Origin of the sequence: Clavibacter tessellarius (assembly GCF_001618005.1) — a bacterium.
GTDB classification, from domain to species: domain Bacteria; phylum Actinomycetota; class Actinomycetes; order Actinomycetales; family Microbacteriaceae; genus Clavibacter; species Clavibacter tessellarius_A.
In genome coordinates this window covers 79,502-95,534 of sequence record NZ_LQXA01000035.1, presented here as the reverse complement: position 1 = coordinate 95,534, position 16,033 = coordinate 79,502, and the positions used below count along the sequence as shown (strand labels likewise).

Sequence of the window (16,033 nt, the reverse complement as noted above, 5' to 3'; positions counted from 1 at the left end):
CAGGATGAGCTCCCGCTGGCACCACTCCCTCGCCTCCTTCGACCTCGAGACGACGGGGGTGGACGTCGAGACCGCGCGCATCGTCACGGCGTGCATCGTCGTGCTCGACGCCGACGGGAAGGTCACCGAACGGCACGACTGGCTGGCGGATCCCGGCGTCGAGATCCCTGCGGCCGCCGCCGCCATCCACGGCGTCACCACGGAGCGCGCCCGCGCCGAGGGACGCGATGCGGCCGCGGTCGTGCTCGAGATCGTCACGACCATCCGCGAGGTGTTCGCGCGCGGGCTCGCCCTCGTGGTCTACAACGCGCCCTACGACCTCACGCTCCTCAACCGGGAGGCCGTGCGCCACGGCGTCGAGCCGCTCCGCGACACCGGTCCCGTCATCGACCCCCTCGTCATCGACAAGGCGGTGGACACCTACCGCCGCGGCAAGCGCACGCTCTCCGTCGCCGCCGAGCACTACGGCGTGCGGCTCGACGACGCGCACGACGCGGGCGCGGACGCCATCGCCGCCGGGCGGGTCGCGCAGGCCATCGCCGGCCGGTACGCGGACCAGCTCGACATCCCCGTGCTCGATCTGCACGACCGCCAGGTCGACTGGTCCCGCGTGCAGGCGGAGAGCTTCCAGGACTACATGCGCCGCACGCGCGACCCCGCGTTCACGACGTCGGGCGCCTGGCCCGAGCGCCACGCCGACAGCTGATCCGGCCCGCTCCCCCGGCGCCGCGCTCCTCGGGCCGCCGCGGTGCGGGGACGACGAAGGGCGCCCGGCCGGAGCCGGGCGCCCTTCGTGGTGCAGCAGGAGGCTGCTACTTCTTGGTGCCGAAGTTCGCGTAGCGCGAGTTGAACTTCTCGACGCGGCCGGCGGAGTCCATGATGCGCTGCTTGCCCGTGTAGAACGGGTGCGACTCGCTCGAGATCTCGACGTCGATGACGGCGTACTCCTTGCCGTCCTCCCAGACGATGGTCTTCGAGCTGCTCACGGTGGAGCGGGTGAGGAAGGTCGCGCCGGAGGCGAGGTCGCGGAAGACGACGGGGGCGTACTTGGGGTGGATGTCGGTCTTCATCGGGGTGTCCTTCGTCGTTTCTGGTGTCTGCGTGGGAAGCGTGGGTGTCCGGGATGATCACCGGACCAGTGGACGAGCCTACCAGACGGGTGCCCGGATCGGGTCGGCGCGCCGAGGAGCGGCGCGGACGGATCAGCGGCGGACGGCGCGGGCCGTGAAGCGGCCGTCGTCCTGCGTGACCTCGAGCTCGAGGCCGAAGGCGCGGCCCAGGTTGTCGGCGGTGATGACGTCCGCGAGCGGCCCCGCCGCCACCACGGCGCCCTGGCGCAGGAGCAGCCCGTGCGTGAATCCGCGGGGGATCTCCTCGACGTGGTGGGTGACCATGACGATGCCGGGCGCCTCGGGCGCGGACGCGTAGCCGCCGAGCAGCTGCAGCAGCTCCTCGCGGGCACCGAGGTCGAGGCTCGCGGCGGGCTCGTCGAGGAGCAGGAGCTCGGGGTCCGTCATGATCGAGCGGGCGATCTGCGCGCGCTTCTGCTCGCCGTCGCTGAGGGTGCCGAACTTCCGCTGCTCGAGGTGGTCGAGGCGCCACTCGGCGAGCACGCGCTGGGCGCGGCGCACGTCGATGTCCTCGTAGTCCTCGTTCCAGCGGCCGGTGACCGAGTACGCCGCCGTGAGCACCACGTCGAGCACGGTCTCGTCGGCGGGGATGCGGCGGGCCATGGCGGTGGACGCGAAGCCGATGCGCGAGCGCAGCTCGAAGACGTCGACCCTGCCGAGCTCGTGGTCGAGCACCGTGGCGGTGCCGGAGGACGGGTGCGCCATCGCCGAGGCGATCTGGAGGAGGCTCGTCTTGCCCGCGCCGTTGGGGCCGAGCACGACCCAGCGCTCGTCGCCGTCGACCGTCCAGTCCACGTGGTCGAGGATGGTCGTCCCGTTCCGGACGAAGGACACTCCGGACAGGGAGAGGACGTGGCTCATGCCCGTCAGTCTATCCGCCCAGGCCCCGGGCGCGGCCCGCCGCCACCCGGGCCGCAAGGCCGGTCAGCGGAGGATCGACGCGTAGATCGCCTCGGTCTGCCGGGCGATGCGGTCCCAGCCGAACTCCCGCTCGGCACGCACCCGGCCGGCCTCGCCCATGCGGCGCGCGGCCGCGGGATCCGCCACGACCTCGGTGAGCGCGGCGGCGAGGTCGCGGACGAACCGCTCCGGGTCGGTGGGCGTGCCCGTGCCGTCCGTCGCCTGGTCGATGGGGACGAGGCGGCCGGTGACGCCGTCGTCGACGACCTCGGGGATCCCGCCCGTGGCGGTGCCCACGACGGGCGCGCCGCACGCCATGGCCTCGAGGTTCACGATGCCGAGCGGCTCGTAGACCGACGGGCACACGAAGACCGTGCCGGCGGTGAGCACCGCGGAGAGCTCGCGACGCGGCAGGAGACGGTCGATCCAGACGACGCCGGAGCGCTCCTCCTGGAGGCCGCGCACGAGGGCCGTCACCTCCTCCATGATCTGCGGGGTGTCGGGCGCGCCCGCGCACAGCACCATCTGCACGTCGGCGGGCAGGAGCGCGGCCGCGCGCAGCAGGTACGGCAGGCCCTTCTGGCGCGTGATGCGGCCGACGAAGACGACCGAGGGGCGCGACGGATCGATGCCGAGGGAGCGCACGAGGTCCTCGTCGTGCACGGGCGCCCACGCCTCGAGGTCGATGCCGTTGTAGACGGTGTGCACGCGCGCCTCGTCGAGCGCGGGATACGAGCGGAGGATGTCGCGCTTCATGCCGTCGCTCACCGCGATGACCGCGTCGGCCGCCTCGTACGCCGTGCGCTCGATCCAGCTGGAGACGCGGTAGCCGCCGCCCAGCTGCTCGGCCTTCCAGGGTCGGAGCGGCTCGAGGCTGTGCGCGGTGACCACGTGCGGGATGCCGTGCAGCAGCGACGCGACGTGGCCCGCGTGGTTGGCGTACCAGGTGTGGGAGTGCACGACGTCGGCGCCGGCGACGTCGCGCGCGATGGCGAGGTCGACGGCCATCGTCTGCAGCGTGGCGTTGGCGCCGGCGAGCTCCGAGGGGACGGGGTAGGAGAAGACGCCGGGCTCGTCACGCGGCGCCCCGAAGGCGCGGACCACGACCTCCGTCTGCTGCCGCATGGCCTTCACGAGCTCCGTGACATGCACGCCCGCACCCCCGTAGACCTCGGGCGGGTACTCCTTCGTGATGACGTCTGCTCGCATTCGTCGAACGCTAGTACATGCCCTGACGTGCATCTACGCTGGTGCAATGGCATCGAAGAAGATCTTTGGAATCGTGCTCGCCGGCGGCGAGGGCAAGAGGCTCATGCCGCTCACCGCGGACCGCGCCAAGCCCGCCGTCCCGTTCGGCGGCCAGTACCGGCTCATCGACTTCGCGCTCTCCAACCTCATCAACTCGGGGCTGACGCAGATCGTCGTGCTGACGCAGTACAAGTCGCACTCGCTCGACCGCCACGTGTCGCAGACCTGGCGCCTCAACCAGATGCTCAACTCCTACATCGCGTCCGTGCCCGCGCAGCAGCGCCTCGGCAAGCGGTGGTTCAGCGGGTCGGCCGACGCCATCCTGCAGAGCCTCAACCTCATCAACGACGAGAAGCCCGACATCGTCGTGGTGGTGGGCGCCGACCACGTGTACCGCATGGACTTCAGCCAGATGATCGACGCGCACATCGCGTCCGGCCACGGCGCGACGGTCGCGGCCATCCGCCAGCCCATCGAGCTGGCCGACCAGTTCGGCGTGATCGACGTGGACCCCGCGAACCCCTACGCCATCCGCGCGTTCCTCGAGAAGCCGAAGGACCCGCAGGGCCTCGACGACTCCCCCGGCGAGGTGCTCGCGTCCATGGGCAACTACGTCTTCGACACCGACCAGCTCATCGACGCCGTGCGCCGCGACGGCGAGAACGCCGAGTCCGCGCACGACATGGGCGGCGACATCGTGCCGTGGTTCGTGGAGCAGGGGAACGCCGGTGTCTACGACCTCAACCGCAACGAGGTCCCCGGTGCCAACGACCGCGACCGCTACTACTGGCGCGACGTCGGCACCATCGAGTCGTTCTTCGACGCGCACCAGGACCTCATCTCGGCGCTGCCGGTGTTCAACCTCTACAACAAGGACTGGCCGATCTTCAGCCAGCAGCTCAACAGCCCGCCCGCGAAGTTCGTCCGCGACGCGCAGGGCAACACGGGAACGATGATCGACTCGATCACCTCGCTCGGCGGCGTCATCAGCGGCGCCCACGTCGAGCGCAGCGTGCTCGGCCCGTGGGTCATCGCGGAGTCGGGCGCGCGGATCGTCGACTCCATCGTCTTCGACAAGGTGCACATCGGGGCGGGCGCGGTCGTCAGCCGCGCCATCCTCGACAAGGACGTCGAGGTGGAGCCCGGCGCCACCGTCGGCGTCGACCACGACCGCGACCGCGCGCGCGGCTTCACGGTCACCGACGGCGGGATCACCGTCGTGGGCAAGGGCGTGCGCGTCACCCCGTGAGCGCCGTCCTCCCCCTGACGCGTCCCGCGGTGCCGGCGCCGGACACGCGAGTCGCGGGTCCGCGCATGCTCGTCGTGCTCGACGTCGACTCCACCCTGATCGAGGACGAGGCGATCGAGCTGCTGGCCGCGGAGGCGGGCTCGCTCCACGAGGTCGCCGCCGTCACCGAGCGGGCCATGCGCGGCGAGCTCGACTTCGCCGAGAGCCTGCGCTCCCGCGTGCTCACGCTGGTCGGCCTGCCGGATTCCGTGCACGCGGTCGTCGGCCGCCGCATCCGCGTCACCCCGGGCGCCGAGCGGCTCGTCGCGGGCCTGCACGACGCCGGCCACGTGGTCGCCGTCGTCTCCGGCGGGTTCCACGAGCTGCTGGATCCGCTCGCCGAGCGCCTCGGGCTCGACCGGTGGCGCGCGAACCGGCTGGAGACCGTCGACGGGTGCCTCACGGGACGGGTCGCCGGCCCCGTCGTCGACGCCGCGGCGAAGCGCGCGGCCGTCGAGGAGTGGAGCGCGGAGCTGGGCATCCCGCTGTCGCGCGTCGTCGCGGTGGGCGACGGTGCCAACGACCTCGAGATGATGTCGGTCGCCGGCCTCTCCGTCGCCTTCGACGCGAAGCCCGCCGTCCGGGAGCGCGCCGACGTCTGCGTCGACCGCCGCGACCTCGCGCAGGTGCTCGCGCTCCTCGGCCTCCCCCGCTGACGCGGCGTCACCGCCGTCTCAGCCGCCGACGACCGCCCGGGCGATGGCGACGAGCTGCGCGATGTTCGCGGGCATCCGCTCGCGCTCGGACGGCAGGCTCGCGAGGTGCGTGACGTTGTCGAGGTACGCCAGGAAGATGAACGCGCCGAAGCGCTCGTCGGGGACGCCCGTGCTTCCGCCCGCCGCGGTGTAGGCGCGGTGGAACTGCGCGCGCTGCCGGGGCGCGAGGTACATGATCGCGGCGGCGACGTCGAGTCCCGCCGGGCCGAGGCCGCAACGGTCGAAGTCGATGACCGAGGCGCTGTCGGGCCCCTGGATGAGGTTGCCCGGGTGGTAGTCGCCGTGCACCATGATCGGGGGCCCCGCCTCCGCGAGCGTGGCCCGCAGCTCCTCGACGGCGCCCGCGAGCGCGGCGGCGGTGGACCCGTCGGCCATGATGCCGGGGTAGCCGTCCGCCAGCCTCTCCAGCCGCAGGGCGGCGTAGTCGGCGTCGTACCGGCGACGGCGCGAGGCTAGGGCGACCGCGGCCGGGTCCGCGCCCGCGGCGTGCAGCGCCGCGAGCGCCTCCGCGAACGGCCCGGCGTCGGCCGTGGCCGGGAGGCTGCTCAGCATCTCGCCGTCGTGCCAGGTGAGGAGGCTCGCGAGCCGCAGCTCGACCCGCTCCCCCGACGCGCCCGTCACCGCCCGACGGAGGCCGACCTCGTCGTCGTCCGGCACGGCGGCCTCGACGGTCGCGGTCCAGTTCGCGTCGCGCGTGCGCTGCGGCACGGGCACCGAGGCCCCGCCGCGCGCGGCCAGCATGGCCAGCCAGTCGAGCTCGAGGTCGATCTCGTGGGGCTTCCGCCGCGCGACGTGCAGGCGGAGCAGATAGCGCGATCCCCCCTCGACGTCCACGCGGTACGCGTGGTTGTGCGTGGCTCCGAGCTCGGTGAGCTCGGCGGGACCGATGTCCCACGCGGCCAGGAGGTCGGACACGGCCCTCTCCCCGACGAGCGGCGTCAGTGGCCCATGCCGAGGCCGCCGTCGACGGGGATGACGGCGCCCGAGATGTACGCGGCCTCGTCGGAGGAGATCCACGCGACGACGCCGGCGACCTCGGCGGCGGTGCCGTAGCGGCCGGCCGGGATGGACTTCCGGTACTCGGCCGCGGTCGCCTCGGGCAGCTCGGCGGTCATGTCGGTCTCGATGAAGCCCGGGGCCACGACGTTGGCCGTGATGCCGCGACCGCCGAGCTCGCGCGTGACCGAGCGGGCGAGGCCGACGAGCCCGCTCTTGGACGCCGCGTAGTTGACCTGGCCGCCGGAGCCGTAGAGGCCGACGACGCTCGAGATGAGGACGATGCGGCCGAAGCGGGCCTTGAGCATGCCCTTGGACGCGCGCTTGACCACGCGGAAGGCGCCGCCCAGGTTGGTGTCGACCACCTCGGTGAAGTCGGCGTCGCTCATGCGCATCATCAGGGTGTCGCGGGTGATGCCGGCGTTGGCGACCACGACCTCGACCGGGCCGTACGCGGCCTCGACCTCGGTGAACGCCGCGTCGACGGACGCGGCGTCGGTGACGTCGGCGCGGACCGTGAGGCTGCCCGCGGGACCCTCGCCCGAGCGGGCGGTGACGGCGACGCGGTGGCCCTGGCGGAGCATCTCCTCCGCGATCGCGTACCCGATCCCCCTGTTGCCTCCGGTGACGAGGACGGTGCGTGCGGCGCTCATGGGGGACCTTCCCTTACGGCTCGGCGGGGGCATGCGGACTCGGGAGATCCTATCGGTGGTGCGGCGTACCCTTGTCCCGATGGGGCGCGCGACGTGCCCTCGAAGGACGCCAACCACGCATGCCAGCCCCGCAGCAATCGGTCACCAGCCTCCCCCGGTCCCCGCAGGAGGACCGTCACGCGCGCATGGTGAAGTACACCATCGCCATGAGCATCAGGATGGTCTGCATCCTGTCCTGCCTGTTCCTCCAGGGCTGGTGGCTGGCCGTCGCGGCCGTCGGCGCCGTCGTGCTCCCCTACTTCGCGGTCATCCTCGCGAACGTGGGCGGCAACCAGGGCACGGCCGTGGAGCGCCCGGGCGGCGTCGTCGCCGTGTCCGCGCGGCACTCGGGCTTCCCTCCGCCGGCCGCGCCGTACGTCCCCTCCGAGCCGTTCACGATGTCGGAGCCGCACGCGCCGTCCGAGCCGTCCCGCTCCTCCGAGGCCTTCACGACCCCCGAGCCCTTCACCACGTACGAGACCGGCCGCGCTCCGGAACCGCGTCCGCACGCCTCCCGCCCCGCATCGGCCGCCGAGCCGGGCGTGCCCGACTCCCCGACCGACGCGTGAGCGGGCTCGCCTCCTGGGGGCTCGGCTCCGGTCCGTCCCCCGACGTCGTCCAGTGCTCGCGCGCCGGCTGCCGGGTGGACGCCGCCTGGCGGGTCGAGTGGCGGAACCCGCGGATCCACACCGCCGACCGCGTGAAGACGTGGACGGCGTGCGACGAGCACGTCGGCTTCCTCCGCGACTTCCTCGCCGGCCGCGACTTCCCCGTGCGGGTCGCCGCCGTCGACGCGCCCGTCGAGGGGGCGATCGCGTGAACCGCTGGCGCTTCGTCCTCAACCGCCGCTGGGCCGGCTACCTGCTCGTCGCCGTGGTCTTCTCCATCGCCTGCGTGCTGCTCAGCCACTGGCAGTTCGCCCGTCGCGACGAGGCCCTCGCCGAGATCGCCAAGGTGGAGGACAACTGGGATCGCGCGGCGCAGCCGGTCGACCAGGTGCTCGCCGACACGTCCGCGTACGTCGACACGCAGAAGTGGACCCCGGTCACCATGACCGGCACGTACCTCGTCGACCAGCAGATCCTCGCGCGCAACCGCCCCTTCAACGGGCAGCCCGGCTTCGAGGTCCTCACGCCGCTGCGCCTCGAGGACGGACGCGTCTTCGTCGTCGACCGCGGGTGGGTGCCCATCGGCAACTCGCAGGACTCCCCTGACTCCGTGCCGGCGCCGCCCGCGGGCGAGGTCACCGTCACGGCGCGGCTGAAGGCGGGCGAACCGGAGCTGCCGGGACGCACCGCCCCCGAAGGGCAGATCGCCACCGTGAACCTGCCCGACATCGCCGACCGCATCCAGGCGCCCACGTTCACCGGCGCGTACGGCCTGCTGATGTCCGAGGACCCGGCCCCCGCGGCCGCGGCGCCGTTCGCCACGCCGCGTCCGGAGGAGGACGAGGGCCCGCACCTCTCCTACGCCTTCCAGTGGCTCTTGTTCGCGATCATCGCCTTCGTGGGGCTGGGCGTCGCGATCCGCAACGAGTACCGCATCATCAACCAGGACGACCCCGAGGAGCAGGACCGCGAGCGTGCCCGCCAGGCGAAGCGGGCGCGGAAGCAGCCCTCGGACGCCGACGTCGAGGACCGGATCCTCGACGACGCGCGCTGAGCGCACCCCGCCCCGGCGCTCCCGTCGGGAGGCCGCGGGCTGCGCCCAGTCGGATCAGGCGAGCTCGATGAGGTCCATGTAGTCGGGGCTCCAGTGGTCCTCGGTGCCCTCCGGCATGATGAGGACGCGCTCCGGGTTGAGCGCCTCGACCGCGCCGGAGTCGTGGCTCACGAGCACGACCGCGCCGGAGTACGTGTTGAGCGCGCCGAGGATCTCCTCACGGCTCGCGGGGTCGAGGTTGTTGGTGGGCTCGTCGAGGAGCAGCACGTTGGCGCCCGACACGACGATCATCGCCAGCGCGAGGCGCGTCTTCTCGCCGCCGGAGAGGACGCCCGCGGGCTTCGCCGAGTCGTCGCCCGTGAACAGGAACGAGCCGAGGACGCGTCGCGCCTCCATCTCGGAGATGTCCGGCGAGGAGGAGACCATGTTCTCCAGCACGCTCCGCTTGACGTCGATCGTCTCGTGCTCCTGCGCGTAGTAGCCGATGCGCAGGCCGTGACCGGGCTCGAGGCGCCCGGTGTCGGGTTCGTCGACGCCCGCGAGGATCCGCAGCAGCGTGGTCTTGCCCGCGCCGTTGAGGCCGAGGATGACGACCTTGCTGCCGCGGTCGATGGCGAGGTCGACGGCCGTGAAGATCTCGAGCGAGCCGTAGTTCTTGCTGAGGTCGCTCGCCATGAGCGGTGTGCGCCCGCAGGCGACGGGCTCGGGGAAGCGCAGCTTGGCGACGCGGTCGACGGCGCGCACCTCCTCCAGGCCGGACAGCATCTTCTCCGCGCGCCGCACCATCTGGTGGGCGGCCGCCGCCTTCGATGCCTTGGCGCCGAACTTCGCGGCCTGCAGCTGGAGGACGCCGGCCTTCTTCTCGACGTTGGCGCGCTCCTTCTTGCGGCGCTCCTCGTCGGCGGCGCGCTGGCGCTGGTAGTGCTTCCAGCCCATGTTGTAGATGTCGATGACCATGCGGTTCGCGTCGAGGTAGAAGACGCGGTTCACGGTGTCGCCGACGAGCTCCACGTCGTGGCTGATCACGATGAGGCCGCCCTGGTAGCCCTTGAGGAACTCGCGGAGCCAGGTGACGGAGTCGGCGTCGAGGTGGTTGGTGGGCTCGTCGAGGAGCATCGTGTCGGCGCCGGAGAAGAGGATGCGCGCGAGCTCGATGCGCCGGCGTTGACCGCCGGAGAGGGTGCTGAGCGGCTGGTCGAGGATCCGGTCCGGCAGGCTCAGGTTGCTCGCGATGGACGCGGCCTCCGCCTCGGCCGCGTACCCGCCGAGCGCGACGAAGCGCTCCTCGAGCCGGCCGTAGTCCTTCATGGCCTTCGACGAGACCTTGTCGTCGGCGGACGCCATGTCGAGCATCGCGCGCTGCATGTCGAGCGACAGCGTGCCGAGCCCGCGGGCGTCGAGGATGCGCGTGCGCGCCAGGTCCTCAGGGTTCCCGGAGCGCGGGTCCTGTGGGAGGTAGCCGATCTCGCCAGAACGGTCGATGCGGCCGCCGGTGGGCTGGCCCTCCCCCGCGAGGATCTTGGTGAGCGTGGTCTTGCCGGCGCCGTTGCGGCCGACGAGGCCGATCTTGTCCCCCGGGCTCACCCGGAACGAGACATCCTCCATGAGGACGCGGGCGCCGACGCGCAGCTCCAGTTCGTGTACAGCGAGCACGGTGAGAGGTCCTTCTGATCAGCGGATGTCCCACGGTCCGTGGGAGAGGGGCGACCCGCAGCAGAGGGGGTCGAGCCCGGTCGGTCGAGGGCGTCCATCGGACCCGACCGGTCCAGTGTACGAGACGGCGGCGTCCCGCCCCTCCCGACGGCGGCCGAGAGGCGGGCCCCGACGCGACGACGGCCCCACCCGGTGCGGGAGGGGCCGTCGAGGTCGCGCGGCGCGGGCGCGGATCAGATGGAGAAGCCGAGGGCCCGCATCATGTCGCGGCCGTCGTCGGTGATCCGCTCCGGACCCCACGGCGGCATCCACACCCAGTTGATGCGGAACGCGGCCACGACGCCGTCGAGCGCCTCCGCGGTCTGCTCCTCGAGCACGTCGGTCAGCGGGCAGCCCGCCGATGTCAGCGTCATGTGGATGATGAGGGCGTCGTTCTCGTCGTCCCACGCGAGGTCGTAGATGAGACCCAGGTCGACCACGTTGATCCCGAGCTCGGGATCCATGACGTCCTTGAGCGCCTCCTCGACCTCGTCGAACTTCTGCGGGGTCAGCGTGCTCTGCGTGCTCACGCGTCCACCGTGGTCGAGGGCGTCAGGAAGCGGTCGTAGCCCTCGTCCTCGAGGCGGTCGGCCAGCTCGCGCCCGCCCTGCTCGGCGACGCGACCGGCGACGAAGACGTGCACGAAGTCGGGCTGGATGTAGCGGAGGATGCGCGTGTAGTGCGTGATGAGCAGGAGCCCGAGGCCCGTGTTCGCCTTCGCGCGGTTGACGCCCTCGGAGACGATCTTGAGCGCGTCGACGTCGAGGCCGGAGTCGGTCTCGTCGAGCACCGCGAACTTCGGCTTCAGCAGCTCGAGCTGCAGCACCTCGTTGCGCTTCTTCTCGCCGCCGGAGAAGCCCTCGTTGACGTTGCGCTCGGCGAACGCGGGATCCATCTTGAGCGCCGCCATGGAGGTGCGGACGTCCTTGATCCAGCCGCGGATGGCCGGGGCCTCGCCGTCGATCGCGGTCTTCGCGGTGCGGAGGAAGTTCGTGGTGGTGACGCCGGGGATCTCGACCGGGTACTGCATGGCGAGGAACAGGCCGGCACGCGCGCGCTCGTCGACGCTCATGTCGAGCACCTCGACGCCGTCGAGCGTGACCGAGCCGGAGTCGACGTGGTACTTGGGGTGGCCCGCGATGGAGTACGCCAACGTGGACTTGCCCGAGCCGTTCGGGCCCATGATCGCGTGGATCTCGCCCTCGTTGATCGTGAGGTCGACGCCCTTGAGGATCTGCTTGCGACCCTGCTCGGTGTCGACGCTGACGTGCAGGTCGGTGATGGTGAGAGTTGACATGCGTGCGGTTCCTCTAGCTCTTCGGGGTGGTGTCGATGTGGATGTCGCCGTCCACGATCGTCACGGGGTAGACGGGGACGGGCTCGTACGCCGGCAGCGTGCGCGGCTTGCCCGTCTCGAGGGAGAACTTCGAGCCGTGGGCCCAGCACTCCAGGGTGTCGCCCTCGACGAAGCCCTCGGCCAGCGAGATGTCGCCGTGCGTGCAGGTGTCGCCGATGGCGTGCACGGTGCCCGAGGAGTCCTTGACGAGCGCGATGGCGAGGCCCTCGATCTCGATGCGGAGCGCCTCGTTCTCGCCCAGCTCGTCGACGGCGCAGATGCGGACGGCGGTCATCGGACGACCGCCCCGGTGCTCGTCCCGGCCAGCTCGGCCTCGATGGCGGCCTGCAGCCGCTCCTCGAGGTCGGGGACGCCGATCTGCTGCACGATCTCGCTGAGGAAGCCGCGGACGACGAGGCGACGCGCCTCCTCCTCCGTGATCCCGCGGGCCTGGAGGTAGAACAGCTGCTCGTCGTCGAAGCGGCCCGTGGCGCTCGCGTGACCGGCGCCGGCGATGTCGCCGGTCTCGATCTCGAGGTTCGGGACCGAGTCGGCGCGCGTGCCGTCCGTGAGGACGAGGTTGCGGTTCTGCTCGTAGCTGTCGGTGCCGGGTGCGGAACGACGGATGAGCACGTCTCCGATCCACACGGTGCGGGCGCCCTTCCCCTGCAGCGCGCCCTTGTAGGTGACGCGGCTGCGGGTGTTCGGGGCGTCGTGGTCGACGTAGACCTGCTGCTCGAGGTGCTGGCCCGCGTCGGCGAAGTACACGCCGAGGAGCTCGCCGTCGGCGCCCTCGTTCGAGAGGTGCGTGGAGGGATTGACCCGGACGATGGAGCCGCCGAGCGTCACCACCACGTGCTTGAGCTTCGCGTCCCGGCCGACGACGGCCTGGTGCGCGGCGAGGTGGCGCGCCTCGTCGTCCCACTGCTGCACCGTGACGACGGTGAGCTCGGCCTGGTCGCCGACGACGATCTCGACGTTCTCGACCAGCGAGGCCGACCCGGCGTTGTCGAGGATGACGACGCCGCGGCTGAAGGGCGCCGCCGTGATGACGGTGTGCGCCGCGCGGGGCGCCGAGCCGAGCTCGGAGCGGCCGACCGTGACGGTGACGGGCTGCTCGCCCGACACCTCGATGGCGAGCGCCTCCCCGAAGGACGACCAGGCGTTGGCCTGGGCGCGGTCCTCGGGGGCGCCGGCGGTGCCGACGCGGGCGTCGTCCCGCGCGATCCAGGAGACGGACGTGCCCTCACCCCCTGTGGTGGCGAACGGGTAGCGCGTGCCGTCGAGCTCACCCGAGATGAGGTCGTCGAGCCGGCGGACGGGCGTCAGCTTCCAGACGGCCTCGCGGCCGGTGACCGCGTCGAACGCCTCGACGTCCGTGGACGTGAAGCGCTCGGAGCGGGTCTGGATGGGGATGACGCCCCACCCTCCGTCGGTGTGCGCCCGGCTGCCGTGCTGGTCGGCGGGGACGGGGGCTTCTGTGGTGGCGAGTGGGGTCGTCATCTAGCCGACGGATCCTTCCATGCCCATCTCGATGAGCTTGTTGAGTTCGAGCGCGTACTCCATGGGCAGCTCTCGGGCGATGGGCTCGATGAAGCCGCGGACGATCATGGCCATGGCCTCGTCCTCGGGCATGCCCCGGCTCATCAGGTAGAACAGCTGCTCCTCGCTGACGCGCGAGACCGTGGCCTCGTGGCCGAGCTGCACGTCGTCCACCCGGATGTCGATCGCGGGGTACGTGTCGGAGCGTGAGATGGTGTCGACCAGCAGCGCGTCGCAGCGGACGGTGTTGGCGGAGTGGTGGGCGGCCGCGTCCACGCGGATCTCGCCGCGGTAGCCGGCCCGGCCGCCGCCGCGCGCGATCGACTTGGAGACGATCGACGACTGCGTGTACGGCGCCATGTGCACCATCTTCGCGCCGGCGTCCTGGTGCTGGCCGGGGCCCGCGAAGGCGACGGACAGGGTCTCGCCCTTGGCGCGCTCGCCCATGAGGTAGATGGAGGGGTACTTCATCGTGACCTTGGACCCGATGTTGCCGTCGATCCACTCCATGGTGGCGCCCTCGGCCGCCGTCGCGCGCTTGGTGACGAGGTTGTAGACGTTGTTCGACCAGTTCTGGATGGTCGTGTAGCGGACGCGGGCGTCCTTCTTCACGATGATCTCGACGACCGCGGAGTGCAGCGAGTCGGACTTGTAGATCGGGGCGGTGCAGCCCTCGATGTAGTGGACGTAGCTGCCCTCGTCCGCGATGATCAGCGTCCGCTCGAACTGGCCCATGTTCTCGGTGTTGATGCGGAAGTACGCCTGCAGCGGGATCTCGACATGGACGCCCTTGGGCACGTACACGAACGAGCCGCCGGACCACACCGCCGTGTTCAGCGCGGCGAACTTGTTGTCGCCCGCCGGGATGACGGTGCCGAAGTACTCCTTGAACAGCTCGGGGTGCTCGCGGAGCGCGGTGTCGGTGTCCATGAAGATGACGCCCTGGTCCTCGAGCTCCTTCTGGATGGAGTGGAAGACGACCTCGGACTCGTACTGGGCGGCCACGCCGGAGACGAGGCGCTGACGCTCCGCCTCGGGGATGCCGAGCCGCTCGTACGTGTTCTTGATGTCGTCGGGCAGGTCCTCCCACGTCTGGGCCTGCTTCTCCGTGGACCGCACGAAGTACTTGATGTTGTCGAAGTCGATGCCCGACAGGTCGGCGCCCCAGGTGGGCATGGGCTTCTTGCCGAAGAGCTCGTAACCCTTCATGCGGTTGGCGAGCATCCACTCGGGCTCGCTCTTGCGCCGCGAGATGTCGGCGACGACCTGGGGCGAGATGCCGCGCTTGGCGGACGCCCCGGCGACGTCGGAGTCGGACCAGCCGAACTCGTACTGCCCGAGGCTCTCGAGCTCGGGTCGGTCGATGAGCACATCTGACATGGCTACCTGCTTTCCTGACGATCTGGGCGTATCAGCGCCGTATCGGCAACCCCCTCGCACGGCGGGGCCGCTTCGGTGACGAGGGGAAGACTGTGGGTCTCAGGGATGCCGCGGCTTCACGCCTCGCACCCCTCTTAGGATGAACACGAACGCGGGTGGACTTGTTCCCGCCGTCCTCGCTGACGTGCCGGACGCCGAAAGGCCCGACGTGTTCCATGAACCACCCGACTCTACGGGCAATCCAGCGGGCGCGGAAGGCAGGCAGTGACTCACGGCACCGATGCGGGGCAGTCTCCCAGTGGGAGCGTGCTAGGTCAGACCACCATGGTGGCGAGGAGGCTGCGCGAGAGGCTCCCGGACGGGATCACCCGCGCGACGCGGATCCTCGTCTGGACGACCCTCGTCGTGCAGACGCTCGTCGTCGGCACGGGAGGGCTCGTCCGGCTCACCGGGTCGGGGCTCGGCTGCCCGACCTGGCCGCGATGCACCGCCGACTCCTTCGTCTCCACGCCCGAGATGGGCGTGCACGGGATCATCGAGTTCGGCAACCGCCTGCTCACCTTCGTGCTCGTGATCGTCGCGATCGCCACGTTCCTGGCGGTCCTGCGGCTGCGGAACCGCGGCCGGGGGCTCTTCTCCCTCGCGCTCGCCATCGGGCTCGGCATCCCGGCGCAGGGCGTCATCGGCGGCATCACGGTGCTCACCGGCCTCAACCCGTACATCGTGGGCCTGCACTTCGTCGTCTCGGTGGTGCTCGTGGTGCTCTCCACCGTGCTGGTGTGGCGCACGTACCACCCGCTCGACGAGGCGGAGCGCTCGGTCCCCGCCTCCTTCCTCGCGCTCGCCCGGGTGACCGCCGCCGTGGTGGGCGTCACGATCCTCGTCGGCATCGTCGTCACCGGATCCGGTCCCCACGCCGGCGACCGCGGCGCCGCGCGCAACGGGCTCGACCCGGAGCTGCTGCAGCACGTGCACAGCTGGCCGGCGTACACGACCTTCGGCCTCACGGTCGCGCTCGTCGTCATCGCGGCGCGTCACCGCTGGCCGGCGGTCTCCCGCTGGACGCGCGTGCTGCTCGCCGTCGAGCTGGTGCAGATCGCCGTGGGCCTGATCCAGGCGCGCACGGGACTCCCGGAGTTCCTGGTGGGCCTGCACATGGTGCTCGCCTGCCTGCTGGCCTCCGCGATGACGGCGACGCTGCTGAGCACGACGCGGCGCGCGGACACGCTGCGCCTCACGCCCGCCGAGGTGCGCCGCGCGGCCCACGTGGGCTGATCCCGGCGCATCCCGCCCTCCTGTCGACGCCCGTCCGAGCACCGCTCGGGCGGGCGTCGTCATGTCGGGCGACGGGCGCAGGCCGATGCCGCGAGCCGGACCGGCGCGGACCGGTCGGAGAGCCGGGCGGGAGCATGAGGCGCCGCCGACCGCGCCCGGGGCGCGTGCCGGGCGCG

18 protein-coding genes are annotated in these 16,033 nt (G+C 71.5%); 7 read left to right on the top strand and 11 right to left on the bottom strand.

Features of this window, described 5'->3' with window-relative positions:
* Positions 1-4 precede the first annotated feature (4 nt).
* Positions 5-706, top strand: coding sequence for a 3'-5' exonuclease (locus AWH51_RS09395; protein WP_063071810.1), 702 nt, complete (start codon positions 5-7; stop codon positions 704-706).
* A 106-nt stretch (positions 707-812) separates the two neighbouring features.
* Here AWH51_RS09395 and AWH51_RS09390 read toward each other — a convergent pair whose 3' ends face one another.
* The 3 genes from AWH51_RS09390 to glgA form a co-directional block, all read right to left on the bottom strand.
* Positions 813-1,070 carry a type B 50S ribosomal protein L31 gene (locus tag AWH51_RS09390; RefSeq protein ID WP_063071809.1) on the bottom strand — a complete coding sequence of 86 codons (258 nt, stop codon included), beginning with the start codon at positions 1,068-1,070 and terminating at the stop codon, positions 813-815.
* 132 nt (positions 1,071-1,202) lie between these two features.
* A complete protein-coding gene (locus tag AWH51_RS09385) occupies positions 1,203-1,991 on the bottom strand; it encodes an ABC transporter ATP-binding protein (RefSeq protein WP_063071808.1) in 789 nt (262 codons plus the stop codon).
* Positions 1,992-2,054: 63 nt separating this feature from the next.
* Positions 2,055-3,239 (bottom strand): glycogen synthase, encoded by a 1,185-nt coding sequence (gene glgA / locus AWH51_RS09380; protein ID WP_063071807.1) that lies wholly within the window; start codon positions 3,237-3,239, stop codon positions 2,055-2,057.
* Positions 3,240-3,285: 46 nt separating this feature from the next.
* Here glgA and AWH51_RS09375 point away from each other — a divergent pair, with 46 nt between their 5' ends.
* Together AWH51_RS09375 and serB are read left to right on the top strand one after the other, a co-directional pair.
* Positions 3,286-4,527: a glucose-1-phosphate adenylyltransferase gene (locus AWH51_RS09375; RefSeq protein WP_063071806.1), complete on the top strand. Its 1,242-nt coding sequence runs from the start codon at positions 3,286-3,288 to the stop codon at positions 4,525-4,527.
* Complete coding sequence (gene serB, locus AWH51_RS09370) at positions 4,524-5,222, top strand: phosphoserine phosphatase SerB (RefSeq protein ID WP_414146352.1); 699 nt, start codon at positions 4,524-4,526, stop codon at positions 5,220-5,222. The genes AWH51_RS09375 and serB overlap by 4 nt, the downstream gene beginning before the upstream one ends.
* A gap of 18 nt (positions 5,223-5,240) precedes the next feature.
* On the opposite strand, the gene AWH51_RS09365 is transcribed toward serB, so the two are convergent.
* A complete protein-coding gene (locus AWH51_RS09365; RefSeq protein WP_063071805.1) occupies positions 5,241-6,197 on the bottom strand; it encodes a phosphotransferase enzyme family protein in 957 nt (318 codons plus the stop codon).
* Between the two features lie 23 nt (positions 6,198-6,220).
* On the bottom strand, positions 6,221-6,931 hold the full coding sequence (gene fabG / locus AWH51_RS09360; protein ID WP_063071804.1) for a 3-oxoacyl-ACP reductase FabG: 711 nt from the start codon (positions 6,929-6,931) through the stop codon (positions 6,221-6,223).
* A gap of 119 nt (positions 6,932-7,050) precedes the next feature.
* Between fabG and AWH51_RS09355 the strand changes: the two genes are divergently transcribed.
* Genes AWH51_RS09355 through AWH51_RS09345 form a run of 3 tightly spaced genes read left to right on the top strand, consistent with a single transcriptional unit; the run spans position 7,051 to position 8,632 of the window.
* Positions 7,051-7,539 carry a DUF3099 domain-containing protein gene (locus tag AWH51_RS09355; RefSeq protein WP_063071803.1) on the top strand — a complete coding sequence of 163 codons (489 nt, stop codon included), beginning with the start codon at positions 7,051-7,053 and terminating at the stop codon, positions 7,537-7,539.
* Positions 7,536-7,790, top strand: a complete 255-nt coding sequence (locus AWH51_RS09350; RefSeq protein WP_063071802.1) for a hypothetical protein — start codon at positions 7,536-7,538, stop codon at positions 7,788-7,790. Before AWH51_RS09355 ends, AWH51_RS09350 begins: the two co-directional genes overlap by 4 nt.
* A complete protein-coding gene (locus AWH51_RS09345; RefSeq protein WP_063071801.1) occupies positions 7,787-8,632 on the top strand; it encodes an SURF1 family protein in 846 nt (281 codons plus the stop codon). Before AWH51_RS09350 ends, AWH51_RS09345 begins: the two co-directional genes overlap by 4 nt.
* Before the next feature lie 54 nt (positions 8,633-8,686).
* On the opposite strand, the gene AWH51_RS09340 is transcribed toward AWH51_RS09345, so the two are convergent.
* The 6 genes from AWH51_RS09340 to sufB form a co-directional block, all read right to left on the bottom strand.
* Positions 8,687-10,285 (bottom strand): ABC-F family ATP-binding cassette domain-containing protein, encoded by a 1,599-nt coding sequence (locus tag AWH51_RS09340; RefSeq protein WP_063071800.1) that lies wholly within the window; start codon positions 10,283-10,285, stop codon positions 8,687-8,689.
* A 233-nt stretch (positions 10,286-10,518) separates the two neighbouring features.
* Positions 10,519-10,854 carry a metal-sulfur cluster assembly factor gene (locus AWH51_RS09335; protein WP_043669540.1) on the bottom strand — a complete coding sequence of 112 codons (336 nt, stop codon included), beginning with the start codon at positions 10,852-10,854 and terminating at the stop codon, positions 10,519-10,521.
* On the bottom strand, positions 10,851-11,621 hold the full coding sequence (gene sufC / locus AWH51_RS09330; protein WP_063071799.1) for a Fe-S cluster assembly ATPase SufC: 771 nt from the start codon (positions 11,619-11,621) through the stop codon (positions 10,851-10,853). Before sufC ends, AWH51_RS09335 begins: the two co-directional genes overlap by 4 nt.
* A gap of 13 nt (positions 11,622-11,634) precedes the next feature.
* A complete protein-coding gene (locus tag AWH51_RS09325; protein WP_015490400.1) occupies positions 11,635-11,955 on the bottom strand; it encodes a non-heme iron oxygenase ferredoxin subunit in 321 nt (106 codons plus the stop codon).
* The gene (gene sufD / locus AWH51_RS09320) at positions 11,952-13,163 is read right to left on the bottom strand and encodes a Fe-S cluster assembly protein SufD (protein WP_175345501.1); all 1,212 of its coding nucleotides are present in this window, start codon (positions 13,161-13,163) and stop codon (positions 11,952-11,954) included. The genes AWH51_RS09325 and sufD overlap by 4 nt, the downstream gene beginning before the upstream one ends.
* The gene (gene sufB / locus AWH51_RS09315; RefSeq protein ID WP_012038419.1) at positions 13,164-14,582 is read right to left on the bottom strand and encodes a Fe-S cluster assembly protein SufB; all 1,419 of its coding nucleotides are present in this window, start codon (positions 14,580-14,582) and stop codon (positions 13,164-13,166) included. It abuts the gene before it with no gap.
* 264 nt (positions 14,583-14,846) lie between these two features.
* Between sufB and AWH51_RS09310 the strand changes: the two genes are divergently transcribed.
* Entirely contained in the window at positions 14,847-15,857 is a 1,011-nt protein-coding gene (locus tag AWH51_RS09310) for a COX15/CtaA family protein (RefSeq protein ID WP_063071798.1), read from the top strand.
* The last annotated feature ends 176 nt before the right edge of the window (positions 15,858-16,033 follow it).